The organism is Streptomyces sp. NPDC005151 (assembly GCF_053599875.1).
In genome coordinates this window covers 98,115-117,338 of the sequence record NZ_JBSFYR010000004.1, presented here as the reverse complement: position 1 = coordinate 117,338, position 19,224 = coordinate 98,115, and the positions used below count along the sequence as shown (strand labels likewise).

Here is a 19,224-nt window from a genome sequence, read left to right as displayed (position 1 = left end):
TGGTCAGCTGGTGTGCGGACCGACGCCCGTGCGGTTGGCCGGTGTTCCCGTGCCGCGTCGTCCGGGCCTGCGGAACCAGCCTCCCGAACCGTCAGATGCGTTTCGGTCAGCTGACATGACGGGTCAGAGGCTCGGGCTGCGATGGGTGGGGTGGCCGTCGAGGACGGTGAGCACCACAGGGAGTTCGGGCAGATCGGTGGCGGGAGCAGTGAGGGGGTTGTTCGCGAAGGCCGTGAGGTCGGCGCGGTGGCCGACGGCGAGCCGGTCGGCCTCGTGTTCCTCGCCCGCCGCGTAGGCGGGGTTGATGGTCATGGCCTGGAGGGCTTCCAGGGCGGTCAGCGCCTGGTCGGGGCCGTGCGGGGGCTGGGTGAGATCGCGGCTGGGGCGGCGGTGGCGGGCTCCCGCCATGACGGCCAGCGGGGGATAGGGGGCGATCGGCCAGTCGGAGCCGAGGACGACGGTGGCGCCGGAGTCCCAGAGATCCCGACAGCGCCAGGCGCTAGAGGCGCGCTCCTCGCCGAGGCGGCGGGACCAGTTGTCGGTGTGGTCGGCCCGGGTGAAGTCGCAGCAGTGGCTGGGCTGCATGGAGGCCACGACGCCGAGCTCGGCAAAGCGGCGCAGGGTGTCGTCGGGCACGGTCTCGATGTGCTCGATCCGGTGCCGAACCACGCGATCGCCTGTGGCCAGGGCCTTGTCGACGGAGTCGAGGACGTGCCGGACGGCCGCGTCACCGATGGCGTGGGTCGCGGTGGGGACCCCGGCCCGGTGGAGCTCGCCGACGATGCGGGTGTAGGCGGGGTCGGGCCAGAAGGCGTGCGTGGACTCGCCGTGGCAGTCCGGGCGCTCCAGCCAGGCGGTGCCGTTGTCGATGGTGCCGTCCATGAAGAGCTTGACGCCCTCGGTGCGCCAGAGCCCGCCCCCGGTGCCCTGCTCCTCGATGAGGGCGCGCAGCGCGTCGGCGTCGGTACCGGGCTGACACCAGGGCGCGATCCGCAGCCGCAGCGGCAGCTCGCCGGCCGCGTCGAGTTCGGTGTAGAGCGCGAGGCTCTCGCCGTTGGCGTCCATGGCGTGACCGCCGGTGAGACCGGCGGCGGCCATGCTCCGCAGCGCGGCGGCGAGGCGGGCCCGGCGCTCCGCGTGCGTGGGCTGGGGGGCCGCGCGCTCGACGAGTTCACAGGCGGCGTCCTCGAGGAGCAGGCCCGTCGGCCGGCCCGCCTCGTCGCAGACGACCTCGGCGGCCTGAGCGAACCGGCGTGGCCCGTCGACGCCGGCGATTTCGAGCGCGCGGGGGCTGGCCAGCATGGAATGGGCATCGAAGAGCTGGAGGGGGGCCGGAGCACCGTCTACGCCGGCCCGCTCGCCCGCGCCCTGGACGGAGTGGACCTCGCTCTGCCCGTCGGCATCGCTGTGGCGGCGGCGATCTACGCGGGCACGATGCGACGGTCCCGCTCCGCGCTCGGCACGGAGACGCGGGCATGAGCCGGCGGTTTGGGGAGCCGGGTTGCTGACGTGCATCGTCGCCGCTCAACGCGCGCGGACCGAGAGCCTTGTGGCGCATCGAACGCTTTGAGCACCTGGATGACGGCATGGACCAGGTGCCGGCGGTGACGGCTCGGTGCCAGGGCCGGGAAACGCTTCGCCGGTCTGCGGGTACGCGGGCGGCGCCGTTCGCCACGACACCGGACACGACGCGGTGTCGGAGACGGCACCGCACCGAGGCGCCCACCCATCGGCTGCATCGACCTCCGCCGCCCGTTCAGCAGCAGACCCCGCAGGTACAGCCTTCCCTCACCCGCTGATCCGCCGCGCGATGCAGAATCAGCTCTGTCGCCCGACGGCGACACGCGCTGTGTAACGACGTCGTGCGGCGTCACCGGACCGGTCACGCACCGGTCATCGGCCATCGGTCGATACTTCCCACCGATGCGTGCCGATAATCGCCACCACGCCGCCAATACAGTGTGGTCATTCGGAATTACGGTGAGCGAATAGAGCGCCCTTAATGTGTCGCAGGCCACATGACTTACGCCACTCTTGTGCCGATTTGAGGCATTTGCCGTGTGGAGTGGGCCATATGACGGACGTCACTATGAAGCCGGTTAGTAGACCCTCGCGGCACGTTCCGCAGCCTTTACGGCGATTCCTCAACCATTCCGTTCAGCCGGTACGAATTCGAATAGTAAAAGGGGCCCATTGACCCGCATTTCTCCTTCGCTTAATAATTCTTGGCATCGCCCGACAACAGATGAGGAATTACCGAATGCAGTTCAACGCGATGTCCACGAAGTTCGCCCGCATGGCCAGGACCAAGAAGATCTCGCTGGGTATGTTCGCAGCCGGTGCCGCGGTCGTGGCCGGCACCGTCGCAGGCGCCCCGGCCGCCTCGGCCGCCACCCCCGCCCAGTCCGGCGGCAACGTCGACACCTGGATCAAGGAGTCGCTGAAGGTCATGCATGCGAAGGGCATCCCGGGCACGTACGAGGGGATCCACCGCAACCTGATGCGCGAGTCCGCCGGCAACCCCCACGCCATCAACAACTGGGACTCCAACGCCACCAAGGGCATCCCGTCCAAGGGCCTGCTCCAGGTCATCGACCCCACGTTCAACACGTACCACGTGAACGGCACCTCCAAGAACATCTACGACCCGGTCGCCAACATCACCGCCGCCGCCAACTACGCCGCCCACCGCTACGGCTCCATCGACCACGTCAACTCGGCCTACTGACCGGTCGTGCCGGTGTGGCCGAACCCGGCCAGAACATGCCCAGGGCCTGTCCTGACGTCGTGACCGAGACGTAAGCATGGTGCCTTCCCGGGCTCCCCGCCCTCGAACAGGCCCGCTCGGCAGGCAGGTTCATCCCGGTCCACGCACACCTGTTGGGCCCGGACCCTGAGGGCGGAGACAGCTGAGCGCGTGGAGGCCGACCAAGTGGCATCCGAGGCAGGGGCACGCGGTCCCATGCCTCGCACGTGGTGATGCCATCGGTGTATGGCTATTCGAACCGTGTGGTGTCGCCTGCTCCTCGGCGCACGATCGTGGCTTCGCCTTCGGAGAAGTCGATGACCGTCGTCGGTTCGGTGCCGCAGTCACCCGAGTCGACCACCGCGTCCACCTCGTGGTCGAGCCGCTCCTTGATTTCCCAGCCCTGTGTCATCGGCTCGTCCTCGTCGGGCAGGAGCAGGGTGCTGGAGAGCAGCGGCTCACCGAGCTCGGCGACCAGGGCCTGGGTCACCACATGATCGGGAATGCGGACTCCGACCGTCTTCTTCTTCGGGTGCAGCAGCTGACGCGGCACCTCCTTCGTCGCCGGGAGGATGAAGGTGTAGCTCCCGGGCGTGGCTGCCTTGATCGCGCGGAACACGTCGTTGTCGACGTGTACGAACTGACCCAGCTGCGCGAAGTCCTGGCACACGAGGGTGAAGTGGTGACGATCGTCGAGGTTCCGGATCGAGCGGATCCGGCCGATGCCGTCACGATTGCCCAGCTGGCATCCCAGTGCGTAACAGGAGTCCGTCGGGTAAGCGACGAGAGCGCCGGAGCGGATGGTGTCAGCCACCGTGCTGATGGTGCGTCGCTGAGGATTTTCGGGGTGTACGTCGAAGTACTTCGCCATTCTTCGAGCTTATGTGATCCGGACTGCCGTGGTGAGGAACCTGGTACGACAGGTACGCCGGGACACCCGAGCTGACGACGCCTGCGCCGCGCTGCACAGATTGTCGGGACGGGGAGGGAACACCGGGCCGCCCACGTCGGGTCGGCGAGAATCCCGGCGAGTCCGGCGCAAGGGAGCGACGACGTACGACCGCCCTGCCCCGGGCATGGTTCGGCGGCTGCCGAACTCTTCCGTGCCTACGGTGGCGGTATGACCTCCTCCACGCACGAATTCCATCAGTACGCCGATGTCCCGGCCACCCTCGCCGAGCCGCAGCCGATCCCTGTACCGGCTGCGGACGGGACCGACGACGACAGCCCTGCCACCGATGACCGTGACCCGGCGGAGCTGATCGCCGCCATGATGGACCGCTTCCTGGCCCTCGCGGAGACCTGGACGGCCTGGGACGGGAAGCCCGCACGGATCGACGACCGCGTCTATACCCCACACAAGTCCATCCGCCGCATTGCCGACCATCTGGTCGACCATCTGGCCGAGTTGGAGGCCCGCATGGTCGGCGAGGAGCCGCAGCCGGACCACTGGCACGCCTCGATGTCCACCACCGAGGCGGATCGTGCCCCGTTCACCGAGGAAGACCTCGACGAGGCGCGCAGCCGCCTCACCCGGCTCACCCGGATCTGGGTGGCCCGCCTCAACTCCCTGACACCGGAACAGCTCGACAACTCACCTGGCGACGGCTGGACCTTCCGCCAGCTCGCCTTCCATCTGACCGAGTCGATCTACTACGCCGACGCCATAGGCGACCTTCGAGGCTCCACGGAAGGGAACCGGAGTCCATCATGACGAGGCTCTCACCTGCAGATCCCGCGGTACGTCCATGGCCTCGATCTCGGTGGGCAGAACGGCGGAAGCCCTCAGGTCCTGCTGACCGGCAGCGCCTCGCTCGTCGGCCTCCCGGCCTGCTGCCCGGGGAGTGCCCTTGACGACGCGTGGCCACCCGATGCCGTACCGCGGACATCGGGTGGCCACGCGTCATGTGCGACGGCAGCGAGGCCACGCACCGGGCCGTTGCCAGGACCGTCCTTTTCAGGCGCCCGCCGACGACTGGGCCTCCGCCGCCGCCCGGTACAGCCGGCAAAGCCGGACCACGCCCAGTTCCTGGTTCCGGCACTGACCGCCGCTTGTCCCCTGCCCCGGTCTCAGCGAAGACCGGGCGCCGGACCGGCCCCGAGACTGCCGAGCAGTTCGCCGGCTGTCGGCGTGGCACACATCTCGGCCGCCAGGCGCTCGGCACCCGCCCGGTACGACGGTTCCTTGAGTACCAGTTCGACGGCCGACCGCATGCGGGCGACACCGTCCGGACCGAACCCCGCCGTCTCCTGACCCGGTCCGTCTGCCGTGACGGTCAGACTTGCGCCCGCCCCGGTGACCAGCCCTGCGTTCGTCGGCTGGTCGGCGAAGAGGGGCACGCAGACCAGCGGGACACCGGCGGCGAGGGCGCCGTAGACCGTGCCCGAACCGCCGTGGCAGAGTACGAGGGAGGCGCTGCCCAGTACGTCGGCCTGGGGGACCCACTTGTCCACATGGACATTGCGGGGGATCGCCCCGAAGTCCGACACATCGGTGAGGGGACCCGTGGTCAGCAGGACGCGCACCGGCAGCCCGCTCACGGACGCCAGTACCGCCCGGTACAGGGCGGAGGCGTTCGGCATGCCGCTAACCTCGGTGCCGAGCGTGACGTAGACGAGCGGTTCTTCGCCGCCGTGCCACCGGTCCGGCAGAGCGTTCGGGGCGGGTGGCTGATGGTAGCGCCGGGTCACCGCGTACGGCGAGGGGTCCAGGGAAGCGGGGAGCCGGGTCAGATAGGGGGAGGCCCGGAGCCGTTCCGCAATGCCCGCACCGTACGAATCGAGTACCGGGCGGAGCAGTTCGTCGGTGGACTCGGCGAACTGCGCGGCAGAAACGGCGACCTGGGCATGTGGGACACCGTGGCGCTCGGCCGCCACCACCGATGCGAGCTCGTACATCTCGTGCAGGACGAGATCCGGCCGCCACTCCCGGCAGAGCTCCTCCAGCGTCGGCAGCATGGCGGTGGTGCACACCCTGCCGAACACCTCCCTGGTCATCAGGGACACGCCCTCGTCCGCAGGCAGCCCCAACACCCGCATCATCAGCGGCACGAGCTCGGCCTCCGGCGGCTCCCCGCCGATGCGGTAGGGCTGTTCCCGGGCCGCCAGTAACGGTTCGAGCTTCGGCGGTGCGACGACGAGGACATCGTCCCCACGCGCCGTGCAGGCGTCGATGAACGGGACAAGCGGGTTGAAGTGGCCCGATCCGCTGGTCGAGGCGAAAAGTACACGCATGGCACGAGCCTAGGGATCGGCGCCCCACACCCACAGGACCGCATTGCGCCGACTTCCGGCACTCCGCCGCCGTCCCGCCCTGCTGCCCGCCCACTGATCCCAGGCGGCGGTACGGACCCATCGACAGGGCCGACGCGCAACCCGTCCGGTGGATTCGTGGTGCTGCAAGCAGACGTACGAGGGAAGGAGAGTGAAATGCCTGAACTCTCCGCACCTGTGATCAAGCTCGTACGGCAGACCACCGAGCCTGTCGCGGCGCAGACCCTGCGCTCGACGGCGGCCGCGGTCATCTCCTATGTCGTCGCGGTGTGGACCCTTCCGCAGCCTGCACCGCTGACGGCTCCACTGACCGCGCTCCTCGTCGTCCAGGTCACCCTGTACGCGACACTCACCACGGGCATCCGGCGCGTCAACTCCGTCGTCGTCGGGGTGCTCATCGCCATCGGCTTCAGCGCCCTGGTGGGTCTGAGCTGGTGGAGCCTGGGTCTGACGATCTTCAGCTCGCTGATCATCGGACGGATGGTGCGGGTGGACGAGTTCGTGCCCGAGGTGGCCATCAGCGCGATGCTCGTCCTCGGCGTCTCCCAGCTCGCCGCCACCGCATGGGACCGCATTCTCGAGACCCTGATCGGCGCGGGCGTCGGTCTGTTGTTCAACCTGCTCTTCGCACCGCCCGTCTGGGTGCAGAACGCAGGCGTGTCCATCGACGAACTGGCGCGGGAGATGGGACAGATGTTCCGGACCATGGGCGAGGAGATCGGCGGCCACATCTCCGTCCAGCAGGCGGCGACCAGACTGCACGACGCCCGCAGGCTGGACCACGACATCGTCGCCGTCGACGCCTCGCTGCGGCAGGCCGAGGAGAGCCTGATGCTCAACCCCCGAGTCCGTCAAGGTCTTCTGTACCGAATCGTCCTGCGTACCGGACTCGACACACTGGAGATCTGTGCCGTTGTTCTCCGTGTGCTGGCCCGCACGCTGACGGACCTGGCCAAAGCCCGGACCGAGGAAACCATGTTCCCGGAGGACGTGGCCGCCTCGCTCCGGGAACTCTTCGCGCAGATGGCCGACGCCATCGAGAGCTTCTCCACGCTGATCACCACCCCGGTGTCCGCCAATGCCGAGGAGGCGGAGTCGCGACTTGCCGCCGCACTGGCCGCCAGCCGCGCCACTCGGGACGTGGTGGCCGACCTCCTGCTGGAGGACGTCCAGGAGCACCCTCGACAGTGGCAACTGCACGGTGCGCTGCTCGCCGAGGTCGACCGCATTCTGGATGAGCTGGACATCGGCAAACGCGCCGAACGCCTTGGCGAGGAACTCGACCGCCACTCTGCTGAACTGCACGAACGCCATCCCCGGCTCGCCGCACTGCGGCGGCGGCTCGGCAGCCACCGGGCCACGCAGCCGACAGTCCCGGGAGGATGAGGGCGAGGCGATGGGAGACCGCGCGCCCTGCGACGCCCGTATGCCCTGGCTCTGCTGTCGTCGGCGCACGCGAACGCCCCCCGCAGGGCGGGCACTTCACATCATCGAGCAGCGCCCGGAGTCCGGCACGGCTGTTCGACGCAGGCGGACCCGGTAGCCCGGCCTTACGATGCAGGAGGGGAACCGGAAGCCTCAGAGCGCCGGGACGGGACCCGCAGGGTCCGCGGTCTCGCGCCTGATCACGGAGGCACGTCACATGGCACCTGACCAGATCCCAGGCATCGATCTCACCGCGGCTCCCAGCGGGGCGGGATGTGCGGACTGCCTGGCGGGCGACGGACCGGGATGGTGGATGCACCTGCGCCGCTGCGCCGCGTGCGGACACATCGGCTGCTGCGACTCCTCCCCCTCGCAGCACGGTACGAAGCACGCACGCGAGGCAGGACATCCGTTCCTGGCCAGCTTCGAGCCGGGGGAGAACTGGCTCTGGAACATCGAGACCGAGGAATATTACGAGGGATTGGAGCTGCTCCCGCCCACCTCGCACCCGGTCGCCCAGCCGACTCCGGGTCCCCAGGGCAAGGTCCCCGCGGACTGGGAGCGGCAGCTGCACTGAAGCCGCGCTCCTCATCCACCGGCAGACGTACGGGTCCTCAGGCACGGATCGGTCATCCCGCCGGGACAGGCGAGTCGGTCGATGTCCCAGCCGGCGCGCCCCGCTCCGGCCTGATAGGCGCTTTCGTAGAAGGCGAGTACGGCCGCACGGGGATCGCTCTCGGTGCGGGCCGCGTCGTACGGCAGCACCGCCAGGTGGCTGCCGCCACGATCCACCCATTGCGCCGACACCGGAGTGAGCGGTTCCTCCGCCAGCCGCGCCGGTTCGGGAGCGGTGTACGAGTAGAACGCGGGCGCGGCGAACTTGTCGTCACCGAACCAGAAACCGAAGCTGATCACTTCCCGGGAGTAGGCCTCCCGCGTCACCGGGTCGATCTGCCGGGGCTGGTCGATCTGACGCTCCGAAAAGCGGGTGTGAGCGATGTCGAAGGTGTGCCAGAAATGGTGCACGGGGCTGACTTTCCCCGAAAACCGCGCCGCGAATTCCTCCAGGACCAGCGCCACTTGACTGAGGACCTGCCAATACCGGTTGGCCAGTTCGGGATCGTATGCCGCGTGCTCGGTGTCCTCGGCGAACGGCCGGTCGGTGTCGGGCAGATCGAATGGCTTGGGCACGTTGATATCCACCTCGATGCCCAGCGTGTCCAGGGCGGCCATGACCTTCTTGTGGAAGGACGCCACAGACTGGCCCGAAAGCGGGAACGAGACCGACACGCCGTCCAGTCTTGTGATGACGAGTCGATGGCCGACGAAGTCGAAGTCCACCGTGAAAATCGGGTTGCCGTCGATCTGCCCCATGGGGCGGGTGGTGATACCGCGGCCAGTGAGGTGAAACGGAACGTTCCACCAGTGATTGCGCCGGACACTGGCCGCGAGACGGATCTTTCCGACGACCTGCGCGAAGCGGTGGAGCGTCTCTTTGGTGTCACGCCACTCGGCGAGCGGCATGGGCGGGAACAGCTCCATCGCCATCACTTCTCTCGTGCTGCCGGACGGTCCCGGCGGGCGGGCAGGGCGTTCTTCCGCACCATCATGGCCACGCCGAAGGTGTACGGCACCTCGTGCGGCCGCCGTGGTGTCGTTCGCGTGAACCGGCACGGCCTGGCCGGTGGGCGGCCACTCGTGCGCCGCAGTCGGCGCAGACGCGTGACGCGCGGCTGCTCCCGGTCGTCTCCCCGGGGACGCCCTTCCCGACGAGTCGGAGGCCGGTGTCTGTCCGCCGACGTCAAAATCTCCTAAATGTCGCAATTTTGACGATGAAGGGAAGCCGCTCGCCGTTCTGGTGAATGCGCAACCCGCACGGGCCGAGGCCTTGCGTGCCGGGCAAATCGCCCTTTTCGGGCTGAGTGGTGAGAGTCACCTTCCGGGCCCGCGGTCGCAGCGACGTGCCGCCCGGTTCCCTTCTGCGCCAAGAAAGTTGACTTCGCGGACCGGGGTGGAATGCGAAAATTTCCGCGACTCGATCTTGTAAATGAATTGTGATCGAAAAATGGGGGCTTGTTCAGGTCGGAGTTTCTCGCCTACGGTCACCGTCAATCCGGATGGAACGCCGAATCCTGCCGCCGTCCGGGAACCCGACCACTCACGTACGGCAGGAGCGGGGGACCCACGTAAGCCGCCGATCCGGTATCCGGAACGGCTAGGGGTGAAGTCGTATTCCCATACGGCCAGGCAACTCCAGCCTCAACCCGACAGCTCACCTCGTAGGCGACGGAGAGGAATGCGCCATGCCCGCACAGGTTAACCACCGTCGTCGTAAGTCCATTTCGCTGACTCGCGGATTCATCGCCGTGAGCACAGGCGGAGCCGCTCTCGCGCTTCCGATGATCGGGGCAACCGTTGCCTCGGCAGCGCCGGCGCAGCCTGTCACCGCCGTCGCCGTCTCCAAGACGGTGGCGCCCGCTGCCGCCCCCGCCAAGCCGGCTGCCGTGCGGGCAGCCACGCCCTCCATCTATTCCGTGATATCCGGTGACACCCTTTACAAGATCGCCCTGAGTCATTCCGTGAGTGGCGGTTGGCAGCAGCTGTACAAGGACAATCGAGCGGTCATCGGAGCCGACCCCGGCGTAATTCACGCGGGCCAGAAGCTCACCATCGGCGCCAAGGCCGCGCCCGCGGCAGTCGAGTCCACGACGGCCGCGAGCACCGCCGCTGCTGTCACCGCGAAGCCCGCGACGTACACGAACGACCTCGACGGCTGGATCAAGGAGTCGCTGGCCGTCATGGCCCAGCACGGCATCCCCGGCAGCTACGACGGCATCCACCGCAACATCATGCGCGAGTCCTCGGGCAACCCCCGGGCCATCAACAACTGGGACTCGAACGCCGCCGCGGGCACGCCGTCCAAGGGTCTCCTGCAGGTCATCGACCCCACGTTCCGGGCCTACCACGTGCCCGGTACGTCGATGGACCCTTACGACCCGGTCGCCAACATCACGGCCGCGTGCAACTACGCCGCCGCCAAGTACGGCTCGATCGACAACGTGTTCGGGGCCTACTGAGGCCCGGTTGCATTGATTCAGGTATGACGGGTGGCGAAGGTCCGATGGGGCTCGCCACCCGTTCCCGTCGGTGTCGCGCACGGGAGACGATTCAGAAGTCGATCCGCATGACGGCCCGCCTGAGTGTGGGCCTGCCGACTCGACGAACCCTGCGTCGGCGAAAACGTCACGGCTGCCGACATGGAGCTCGCCCCAGGGGATGCGGGCACCCGGCCGAGCGAGGAAGGCCACCGGGGTCGGCCCGCCTGACGCACGACGTTGCGTATCCGGGGTGCCTCGATCGGGCGCATGTTACCCACCGGTATATAGTGACTTAACGCGCGAACGGCAGTAGAACCAGTTTCACTCTTTAGAGAGTGAGGCGTGTCACATGAGTGACTCTACCATGCACAATGCAGGCCCCAAGGACGTTTCGCGTCGAAGATTCATCACAGGAACTGGTTCTATTTTAGGAGCCGTGGCCCTCGCGGGTCACACCACTCCGGCCCAGGCCGGGGTCGGATCCGCAGCCGCTCCGATCGACTCCGGGGCCCATGTTCCGGCCCTGGTGATCGGCACCGGATACGGCGGCTCCGTCGCCGCACTGCGTCTCGCCCAAGCGGGCGTCGACGTGCACATGATCGAAATGGGTATGGCCTGGGACACCCCCGGCCCCGATGGCAGGATCTTCGCCAACACGACCTCCCCGGACAGCCGGTCGTACTGGCTCCGCACCAGGACCAAGCAGCCCCTCAGCAACTTCCTCGGCTTCCCCATCGACAAGAACATCACCCGCAGCACAGGGATCCTCGACGCCGAGGAGTTCAGCGGGATCACCGTCTACCAGGGCCGCGGCGTCGGTGGCGGCTCGCTGGTCAACGGTGGGATGGCGGTCACCCCCAAGCGCGAGAACTTCGGAGCCGTGCTCCCGTCGGTGGACGCCGACGAGATGTACGGCATCTACTACCCGCGCGCCAATGCCGGGCTCGGGGCCGGCATTGGCGATCCGGCCTGGTTCGACACCGCCGCGTGCTACCAGTACGCCCGGGTCGGCCGCAAACAGGCCGAGCGCGCCGGCTTCCCGTTCGTCTTCGTGCCCACCGTGTACGACTGGGACTACATGAAGCAGGAAGAGGCCGGAACCGTCCCCAGGTCGGCGCTGGCCGGTGAGATCCTCTACGGCAACAACTATGGCAAGAAGTCGCTGCAGAAGACGTACATCGACCGGATCAGGGCCACCGGCAGGGTCGCCATCGCGCCGCTCCACAAGGTCACTTCGGTCGCCCCGGCGGCAGGTGGCGGCTACACGGTCGTCATCGACCAGATCGACACCGGCGGCGCCACCACGGCCACCAAGACGGTGACCGCGGACCGGGTGTTCTTCGCGGCCGGCAGCGTGGGCACCAGCAAGTTGCTGGTCAAGCTGAAAGCCACCGGCGCGCTCCCCGGCCTGAACAACGAGATCGGCAAAGGGTGGGGCGACAACGGCAACGTCATGTGCGGCCGGGCCAACCACCTGTGGGACCCGACCGGCAGCCTTCAGGCGTCCATTCCCACGGGCGGCATCGACAACTGGGCCGCCGGTGGCGCGTTCGCCGAGGTCGCGCCGCTGCCCACCGGGATCGAGACGTACGCCTCGTTCTACCTGTCCATCACCAAGAACCCGAACCGGGCCGAGTTCTCGTGGAACGCCGCGACGGGCACGGTCGACCTGAACTGGCAGACCGCCTGGAAGCAGCCGTCCATCGACGCCGCCAGGACGATCTTCGACAGGATCAACCAGAAGGAGGGGACGATCTACCGGACCGATCTCTTCGGCACCTACAAGATCTGGGGCGACCACCTCACGTACCACCCGCTCGGCGGCGCGGTGCTGAACCGGGCGACCGACAACTACGGCCGCCTGCACGGTTACTCGGGCCTGTACGTCATCGACGGCTCGCTGATCCCCGGCAACACCAGCGTCAATCCGTTCGTCACCATCACCGCGCTTGCCGAACGGAACATCGAGAAGATCATCGCCACCGACCTGTGACACTCAACGGCCGGGCAGCGCGCACACGGTGTCGAGGCCCAGCACATGGTTGAGCCGGCCGAACGCCAGCCATGATCCGATGCTCATGCTCAGCTCCACGATCTCCAGCTGGCTGTAGTGCGCGGTCATCCGGGACCAGAACGCGTCGTCGAGGTTGTGGTGATCCAGGGCGTACCGCTCGGCGTATTCGGCGGCCAACCGGGTCCGGTCGTCGAACACGCCGGTGGTACGCCACTGGGTCACCGCGTCGGCGAATTCCTCCTCGACCTTCACGCCGTCCCGTTCGGTCCGCCAGTCGAGGCAGAAGGCGCACCCGTTGATCTGGGCGATCCGCAACCGCGCGGCTTCGAACTCGCGCAGTCCCAGGGTCGTGTGGGCGTACACCGACAGCGAGAAGTTCGATGCGGCGATCCCGATCCCGGGCACCATCTCGCCCCACACGTACTCGATCGCGTCCTTGCCCTCGGGGATGTCGATGTTCATGGCTGTCTCCTTCCGAGCCTGCCGACTGCGGGGCGCAGCGGGACGTCGAGCGCGTCGTAGAGTCCTGGTTCCGCGTCCACGAGCCAGTCGATGGCGCTCACGAGCCGGCCGACCGCGGTGGCGTTCCCGCCCGCGGACCTGTTCTCGCCCTCGTCGGTGGCCTCGACCGTGACCTCGATGCGCGGGCGGCCCTCGATGATCACTCGATGTGCGCCGTCCCCGTCGGGCGGCGTCGGCCAGTCCGGTGCGCAGGAGGGGTGGATGCGCGTGATGTGCTCGATGACGATGCGGGGTTCGCCCCCGACGATGCCCTGCACTTCGAACCGCACGGCGCCCTGGGTGCCGGCCTCGAACGTGCCCATCGTCCTGGTGCTCACCGTGGCGTTGAGCGGGCGCCGGTCCAACGTCTCGCGAATGTCGTCGAGTTCGGCTCCCAGAGCCCTGGCCATCAGCCGTATCTGCCCACCCCACACCATGGTCGGGACGGTCGGTGCGAGCATCAGCGGCTCGTACTCCATCGGCTGGCCCATGCCGACCAGGTACCGGACCGATTCCTCCTGGTCGTAGGTGGAGTAGTCGAAGATCTCCTGACAGCGGATCACGTCCACGGAGGTGCCGAGTCCGCTGATCAGCAACGGGAGGACGTCATTGCCCCAGCCGGGGTCGACACCGGAGACGAACAGCGAGCCGCCACCGTCCGCGATGGCGGCCAGCACCGGATCCCGCAGCTCCGACGGGGCGCCCAACTGGTCGTACAGTGCGTACAGCGCGGGGGTGACGACCACGGCCCCGGCCCGGATCGCCCTGCTGATGTCGGCGAGGGCCTCGTCGGGGCGGATGTCGCCGGACGCGGCGTACACGACGGCCCGGGGACCGGTGGCCAGCACGGCATCGACGTCGTCGCCCGCCACGACCCCCAGCGGACGACCGAGCCCACCGAGTTCGCCCGCGTCGCGTCCCACCTTGTCGGGGTTGTGGACGAGCACGGCAGTGAGCTCTAGCGCCGGATGGGCCTCGACAGCGCGGATCGCGGCGCGGCCGACGTTGCCCGTGCCCCAGACAACCGTGGAAATCATGCGCGGAGGGTAGCGAGAGGGCCTGTCACTTCCTAGTGCCGCGACGCGACGAGTTTGCCGGGCCGGGCGGAGGAGTCGGCCGCCACCGCGACACCGCTCGGGCCGCGCCCGCTACGTCGTTACCGAATGGGGTACACCCCGGGTCGGCGCCTGGGGATGATCCCGGTGTGACCGAGGAACGGGATGCAGGAGCGAGCGCGGGCGGAGACGACGCACGCGCCTGGGACGAGCGGCTGGGCTGGGCGTTCGGATTGATCTCGGACGATCCCGAGGAACGGGCAACGGCGCTTGCGGCTCTGGCCGTTGCCAGGAAGAACGCCCGGGACGCTCTCGACCGGTCCAACGAGTTGTGGCGGCTGACGCTTCCGCTGGGGACGGAGGAGCAGTACCGGGAACCGGCCTTCCGGCAGGCGCGCGAGAGGTACCACGACGTCTGCAACCATTCGATCCCCGAGGGCTTGTGGAACCTCCCGATCGGTGCGGACATCAGAACCTGGCCGGGGCTTCCGTACGCGCTGCTCTTCCTTGAATGGGAGGCCCGATACCCGCAGGAGTGGACGCGCCACGCCAAGGCCTGGGGCACCAAGCAGAGCCTCATACGGGATGTGGCTGTCGTCGGTCACGACGAGACGGTCAGGACGAAACTCATCGACCTGGTCGAGGTCGTCGTCCAGCGGGCCCATCGCTGCAAGGACCGTGAGTACGTGCGCGTTGCCCGGGCCGTGGACTGCGAGGATCTGCGCGGCAGACTCGACACCGCGGCCCGATCGGACCGTCCATGGGCGCGGTGCCACGCCGGATACGTTCTCTGGCTCCTCGACCACCCCGAGGTCCCCGGCACTCGCCATGTCTGGCGCACGTGGCTTGCAGGCGCAACCCGAGGATGAGCCGGGGCGGACGGCTCACTGCGGAGGGCAGGCCCGCCGAGCTCTCGCATCTGACGCACGTCACGTCCCCAGCCCTGAATAATGCCGGTCATGCCCTCCCTGGTTGCTCCCGCGATTTCCGTCGGCGCTCTTGCCACGTCCGATCAGCCGGTTCTGCCGGTCGAGAGTGATGCGTTGCTGCGCCCCTGGACGCTTGACGACGCCCCGGCCGTGATGGAGGCGTTCCAGGATCCCGCGATTCAGCGTTGGCATGTGCGTACGGCTGACTCCGTGGAGGAGACACGGGACTGGATCGCGGCCTGGCAGCGCGGGTGGCGGGAGGAGACGGGCGGTCACTGGGCGGTCGTCGACGCCGGAGGTGACACGTTGCTGGGCAGGATGTCCTTGAAGTCGTTCGACCTTGCGGACGGCACGGCCGACGTCGCCTACTGGATGGTGCCGTCAGCACGCGGCAATGGCGTCTGCCCTCGCGCGGTCAGGACGCTGGCGCGCTGGGCGCTGGGTCCGGGAGGCTTTCACCGCCTCGAACTCGAGCACTCGACCGCCAATCGCGCATCCTGCCGAGTCGCGGTCAAGGCCGGGTTCGAGGAGGAGGGCGTCCGTCGCGGGGCGGCGCTGCATGCGGACGGCTGGCACGACATGCACGTCCATGCCCGCGTCCGCCAAGGCTGAGGGGGACGCCGTGCGGTCGGGGTCCGGTTCGCCCCGCGGATGGCCTCTACGTCGGGCGGGCCTCGCTCAGCACGGTGTCGCTGAGCACGGTACCGGCTCCGTGCAGGAGTACCGCTGCGGGGCGAGTGGGCGGGGTCGGGTGTGACGTATGCGGGACTGCTGCCGCGCAACTCAGAGTCTCGCCGTCGCACTTCACGGTGAAGTGCCGCAGCGTGCTGCCTCCCGGGGTCGTGCGGTCCATGCCGGTCATGCTGCCTCGGCCTCCAGACGGCTGGGAGCGGCGTTGCGCGGCGAGCGGAGTATGCCGGCTGCGCACGCGGCCACGACGCAGAACCCAAGGGGCAGCAGAAAGGTCAGGTTGAGCGGGAAGAAGTGCGTCAGTGGTCCGATGACGGCGGGGCCGGCAAGCATGCCGAGATAGCCCAGACCGGCGACACGCGAGACATTCGTCCCGGCGGCGCTCGGGTCGGCGTGGCCCGCGGCGCTGAAGAGCTGGGGGATGCATCCGGACAGCCCGGCCCCGAACACGGCCCAGCCGACCAGAGCCAGCGGGATCCAGGTGGAGAACGTAGCCGTCGTCAGGCCGATCGCTGCCAGGGCCGCCCCGTAGCGGAGGATGGCGACCGGCCCGAAGCGCATGGACACCCGGTCGGTCAGCAGCCGGCCGATGGTCATGGCGGTCGAGAACGCACCGTAGGCGAGAGCGGCGGTGGCGGCGGGGGCGTTCAGGACGTCCCGCAGATGCAGAGTGCTCCAGTCGTTGGCCACTCCTTCGCAGAGCATGAGCATCAGCGCGAGCGCGGCAAGCGCCCAGATGCGACGGGATGTGCGGGGCGCCGGTTGCGTCACACCGGCGGGAGCCTCCGCGGCGGGGGAGGGGGTGTGTTCGGCCGGCAGGAGCCCGCGGGCGGCGAGTGCGGCGACGGCGAGGCCGAGGACGGCCACCGAGCCGAGGGCCACCGCCGGGCTCCACTCCCAGCTGAGCGTGCGCGCGCCCACCAGCGCGGCAAGGACGCCGCCGATGGAGAACATGGCGTGGAAGGCGGACATGACGGGGCGTCGGTAGCCCCGCTCGACCTGGATGGCGTGGGCGTTCATGCTGACGTCCAGACAGCCGTTGCCGAGTCCGAGCAGTGCGAGTGCGGCCCCCAGCGTCCACGCGTCCGTGGCCAGGCCCGGAAGGACCACCGCCGCGCTGCACAGAGCCGCGCCCAGCGGTACGACGATGCGGGCACCCCACCGGTCGGTGAGCGGACCCGTGATCCGCATCCCCGCGAAGGCTCCCGCGCCGAGGAGCAGCAGCAGCCAGCCGAGCACGGCATGACTGATGCCCACGTGGCGCTCGACAGCAGGGATGTGGACGACCCACATCCCCAGGACGAAGCCGTTCAGGGCGAAGTAGGCGGTCGTGACCAGCCGGCCGGTCCGCAGCGATCTCTCCATGCCGATGAACATATCGAACATCTCTGATGTTCGAAAGCTTCCATTGCGAACATCAATGGTGTTCTATTACTGATGTGGCGAGCACAGATCGACTGAGAAGGATCACCGAGGCGGTACGCGACGCGGGCAGTGCCGGCGTCGCGGAGCTGGCCGCCCTGACCGGCGCGTCGGAGATGACCATCCGCCGTGACCTGGAGACCCTGGCCGAGCAGGGCATTCTGGAGCGCTACCGCGGAGGAGCGAGGAGCCTGCTGCTGCGCGGCGACGAACCCCCCTTCGGGCTGCGGGCGACGGAGGGGCTGGAGGCCAAGCGACGCATCGCCTCCGAGGTTGCCGGGCTGATCGCCGACGGGGAATCCGTCGTCCTCGACAGCGGCACCACCTGCCTGGAAGTGGCCCGCGCGCTGGAGCACCGCCGCCTGACGGTCATGCCACTGTCCCTGCACGCGGTGAACGCACTCACCGGAGCGCCGGACCTCACGCTGCTGGTGCCCGGTGGCCGCCCCCGGGCGGGCGAGCTCGCACTCACCGGCCCGCTCGCCGAGGCATCGCTGGCCGCCCTGCGTTTCGACACCGCGGTCATCGGCTGCTGCGGACTGAACGCGGCGAACGGCCTGACCGCGTACGACTTGGACGACGCCGCCGTCAAGCGGGCCGCGATCGCATCGGCCCGCCGCGTCATCGCGGTCACGGACGGCGCGAAGCTCTCCCGTACCGCCCTCGCTTTCGTCGCGCCCGCCACCGCACTGCACGCCGTTGTCACCGACGAGGCCGCGCCCGAGGCAGAGGCCGGCGCACTCGCTGCGGCGGGCGTGCACGTGCGACAGGTATGACCTGCACGTCAGTTGAACAGCACGCGCACGTCACTCCGTCTCACGCTCCGGGGCGACTCCGCCGTAACGGTCGAAGAGTCTCTGGAGGTACTCCTCCAGCCTGCTGGTGAGCAGTGCCTGGGTGAGGTCGTTCCGCCCCAGTTCGCGCCAGGCCCGGCGACCTTCTCCGCATCCGGTGCATAGGCGAGCGCATCCGGCATCCGCCAGTACAGGGGGCTGCGGGCTCAGCGGCCAGGATGCCGCCGTGACACGCGTACGGTCCGCGCCCTCGCGACGGCGGAATGATGACAGAGTTCTCGGTGCAGTGGGACACGCCGATCTCCGCGTATCCGAATGTCCGTATGCCGACGATGGGACAGATTCCATGCCTCTCAAGGGTGAGTACGAGCCGAGCCCCGCACAGTGGGTCCGCGATCAGGTCGAGCTGTTCGAGAGCTCGGGCGGCACGGAGGGGACCACGATGCGTGGTCTGCCGGTCATTATCCTGACCACGTGCGGAGCCAAGAGCGGCAAGATCCGCAAGACACCGCTGATGCGGGTCGAGCACGACGGAACGTATGCCGTGGTCGCCTCGCAGGGCGGCGCTCCCCAGCACCCCGTCTGGTACCACAACATCACGGCGGACCCCCGGGTGGAACTCCAGGACGGCCCGGTCCGGCAGGACATGAAGGCCCGTGAGGTCTCCGGTGAGGAGAAGGCCGTGTGGTGGGAGCGCGCGGTCCAGGCGTTTCCCGACTACGCGGACTACCAGCTGAAGACCGACCGGCAGATTCCCGTCTTCGTCCTGGAGCCTGCGGCTCAGAGCCACTGACCACGGCCAGGAGGAGGCACCATCCGGGTATCCGGCCCCCGGGACCAAGGAGACAGCCGTTGGTGCTACGACGTGATCCTGATCGTTCGGATGGTCCAGTTCCTGCTCGCTGAGGCGGAACGGAATCTCTCCTGGGGCTCGATACGGTGGCGAAACTCCGCTCTCCCGGGGGTGAGCGGGCCGTCCTGGCGTCGGATGCGGGCAGGGGCCGCCACGCACGGCGCACTGCGCCGTGCGTGGCGGCCCCTTCGGCGGCGACGACGGATCCGGCCGCCAGAGTGTTCGCGGCGATGCCGCAACCGGGCACGACGCCACTGAGCGTCGTATCACCGAGCTGTTGGATGTGTTGCGTCGCGAAGGCAGCGGCGAAGGGACTCCATGGGTCAGGACCGCGAGGCGACCTGGGGCGAGCGCACACCGTGCGAACCGGCGTACTTGTGGCCCTTGTAGAAGGAATCCGGACAGGACACTCGCGGACGAGGCA

General features: G+C 68.5%; 18 protein-coding genes, 1 pseudogene and 1 riboswitch. Of the genes and pseudogenes, 11 read left to right on the top strand and 8 right to left on the bottom strand.

Translation table 11 applies throughout. The features are described from left to right. Nucleotides 1–123: 123 nt before the first annotated feature. Nucleotides 124–1,347 (bottom strand): annotated as a pseudogene (locus ACWD6R_RS04355) (amidohydrolase); the annotation flags it as partial. Here ACWD6R_RS04355 and ACWD6R_RS04350 point away from each other — a divergent pair. Together ACWD6R_RS04350 and ACWD6R_RS04345 are read left to right on the top strand one after the other, a co-directional pair. Further along, nucleotides 1,306–1,479, top strand: a complete 174-nt coding sequence (locus ACWD6R_RS04350) for a hypothetical protein (protein ID WP_451817363.1) — start codon at nt 1,306–1,308, stop codon at nt 1,477–1,479. The pseudogene ACWD6R_RS04355 and the gene ACWD6R_RS04350 overlap by 42 nt on opposite strands. Before the next feature lie 781 nt (nt 1,480–2,260). Beyond that, a complete protein-coding gene (locus ACWD6R_RS04345; protein WP_451817309.1) occupies nt 2,261–2,728 on the top strand; it encodes a transglycosylase SLT domain-containing protein in 468 nt (155 codons plus the stop codon). A 268-nt stretch (nt 2,729–2,996) separates the two neighbouring features. Here ACWD6R_RS04345 and ACWD6R_RS04340 read toward each other — a convergent pair whose 3' ends face one another. Further along, nucleotides 2,997–3,617, bottom strand: coding sequence for an L-threonylcarbamoyladenylate synthase (locus ACWD6R_RS04340; protein ID WP_266978118.1), 621 nt, complete (start codon nt 3,615–3,617; stop codon nt 2,997–2,999). A gap of 399 nt (nt 3,618–4,016) precedes the next feature. Between ACWD6R_RS04340 and ACWD6R_RS04335 the strand changes: the two genes are divergently transcribed. Then, nucleotides 4,017–4,460, top strand: a complete 444-nt coding sequence (locus ACWD6R_RS04335) for a hypothetical protein (RefSeq protein WP_451817360.1) — start codon at nt 4,017–4,019, stop codon at nt 4,458–4,460. A gap of 356 nt (nt 4,461–4,816) precedes the next feature. Here the strand turns inward: ACWD6R_RS04335 and ACWD6R_RS04330 are convergent, their stop codons facing one another. Beyond that, nucleotides 4,817–5,980 (bottom strand): glycosyltransferase, encoded by a 1,164-nt coding sequence (locus tag ACWD6R_RS04330; RefSeq protein ID WP_451817308.1) that lies wholly within the window; start codon nt 5,978–5,980, stop codon nt 4,817–4,819. A gap of 195 nt (nt 5,981–6,175) precedes the next feature. On the opposite strand from ACWD6R_RS04330, the gene ACWD6R_RS04325 reads away from it, so the two are divergent. Together ACWD6R_RS04325 and ACWD6R_RS04320 are read left to right on the top strand one after the other, a co-directional pair. Then, nucleotides 6,176–7,405 (top strand): FUSC family protein, encoded by a 1,230-nt coding sequence (locus ACWD6R_RS04325; RefSeq protein ID WP_451817307.1) that lies wholly within the window; start codon nt 6,176–6,178, stop codon nt 7,403–7,405. A gap of 256 nt (nt 7,406–7,661) precedes the next feature. Continuing rightward, on the top strand, nt 7,662–8,021 hold the full coding sequence (locus tag ACWD6R_RS04320; RefSeq protein WP_398954344.1) for a UBP-type zinc finger domain-containing protein: 360 nt from the start codon (nt 7,662–7,664) through the stop codon (nt 8,019–8,021). Between the two features lie 11 nt (nt 8,022–8,032). On the opposite strand, the gene ACWD6R_RS04315 is transcribed toward ACWD6R_RS04320, so the two are convergent. After that, a complete protein-coding gene (locus tag ACWD6R_RS04315; RefSeq protein WP_451817359.1) occupies nt 8,033–8,986 on the bottom strand; it encodes a DUF5996 family protein in 954 nt (317 codons plus the stop codon). Nucleotides 8,987–9,557: 571 nt separating this feature from the next. Next, a riboswitch (cyclic di-AMP (ydaO/yuaA leader) is annotated at nt 9,558–9,745 on the top strand. Between the two features lie 2 nt (nt 9,746–9,747). On the opposite strand from ACWD6R_RS04315, the gene ACWD6R_RS04310 reads away from it, so the two are divergent. Both ACWD6R_RS04310 and ACWD6R_RS04305 read left to right on the top strand, forming a co-directional pair. Continuing rightward, nucleotides 9,748–10,521 carry a transglycosylase SLT domain-containing protein gene (locus tag ACWD6R_RS04310; protein WP_451817306.1) on the top strand — a complete coding sequence of 258 codons (774 nt, stop codon included), beginning with the start codon at nt 9,748–9,750 and terminating at the stop codon, nt 10,519–10,521. A 370-nt stretch (nt 10,522–10,891) separates the two neighbouring features. Next, nucleotides 10,892–12,535, top strand: a complete 1,644-nt coding sequence (locus ACWD6R_RS04305; RefSeq protein ID WP_451817305.1) for a GMC oxidoreductase — start codon at nt 10,892–10,894, stop codon at nt 12,533–12,535. Between the two features lie 3 nt (nt 12,536–12,538). Here the strand turns inward: ACWD6R_RS04305 and ACWD6R_RS04300 are convergent, their stop codons facing one another. After that, nucleotides 12,539–13,018 carry a carboxymuconolactone decarboxylase family protein gene (locus ACWD6R_RS04300; protein ID WP_451817304.1) on the bottom strand — a complete coding sequence of 160 codons (480 nt, stop codon included), beginning with the start codon at nt 13,016–13,018 and terminating at the stop codon, nt 12,539–12,541. Then, entirely contained in the window at nt 13,015–14,094 is a 1,080-nt protein-coding gene (locus ACWD6R_RS04295) for an NAD(P)H-dependent amine dehydrogenase family protein (protein WP_451817303.1), read from the bottom strand. The genes ACWD6R_RS04300 and ACWD6R_RS04295 overlap by 4 nt, the downstream gene beginning before the upstream one ends. Before the next feature lie 167 nt (nt 14,095–14,261). Here ACWD6R_RS04295 and ACWD6R_RS04290 point away from each other — a divergent pair, with 167 nt between their 5' ends. Together ACWD6R_RS04290 and ACWD6R_RS04285 are read left to right on the top strand one after the other, a co-directional pair. Next, nucleotides 14,262–14,981: a hypothetical protein gene (locus tag ACWD6R_RS04290; protein ID WP_451817302.1), complete on the top strand. Its 720-nt coding sequence runs from the start codon at nt 14,262–14,264 to the stop codon at nt 14,979–14,981. Between the two features lie 90 nt (nt 14,982–15,071). Continuing rightward, nucleotides 15,072–15,653, top strand: coding sequence for a GNAT family N-acetyltransferase (locus tag ACWD6R_RS04285; RefSeq protein WP_451817301.1), 582 nt, complete (start codon nt 15,072–15,074; stop codon nt 15,651–15,653). 46 nt (nt 15,654–15,699) lie between these two features. Here ACWD6R_RS04285 and ACWD6R_RS04280 read toward each other — a convergent pair whose 3' ends face one another. Both ACWD6R_RS04280 and ACWD6R_RS04275 read right to left on the bottom strand, forming a co-directional pair. Further along, nucleotides 15,700–15,894, bottom strand: a complete 195-nt coding sequence (locus ACWD6R_RS04280; RefSeq protein ID WP_451817300.1) for a hypothetical protein — start codon at nt 15,892–15,894, stop codon at nt 15,700–15,702. Nucleotides 15,895–15,899: 5 nt separating this feature from the next. Further along, nucleotides 15,900–17,096, bottom strand: coding sequence for an MFS transporter (locus ACWD6R_RS04275; protein ID WP_451817299.1), 1,197 nt, complete (start codon nt 17,094–17,096; stop codon nt 15,900–15,902). A 74-nt stretch (nt 17,097–17,170) separates the two neighbouring features. On the opposite strand from ACWD6R_RS04275, the gene ACWD6R_RS04270 reads away from it, so the two are divergent. Further along, nucleotides 17,171–17,929, top strand: a complete 759-nt coding sequence (locus tag ACWD6R_RS04270) for a DeoR/GlpR family DNA-binding transcription regulator (protein ID WP_451817298.1) — start codon at nt 17,171–17,173, stop codon at nt 17,927–17,929. A 364-nt stretch (nt 17,930–18,293) separates the two neighbouring features. Then, nucleotides 18,294–18,740, top strand: a complete 447-nt coding sequence (locus ACWD6R_RS04265) for a nitroreductase family deazaflavin-dependent oxidoreductase (protein ID WP_451817297.1) — start codon at nt 18,294–18,296, stop codon at nt 18,738–18,740. Nucleotides 18,741–19,224 lie beyond the last annotated feature (484 nt).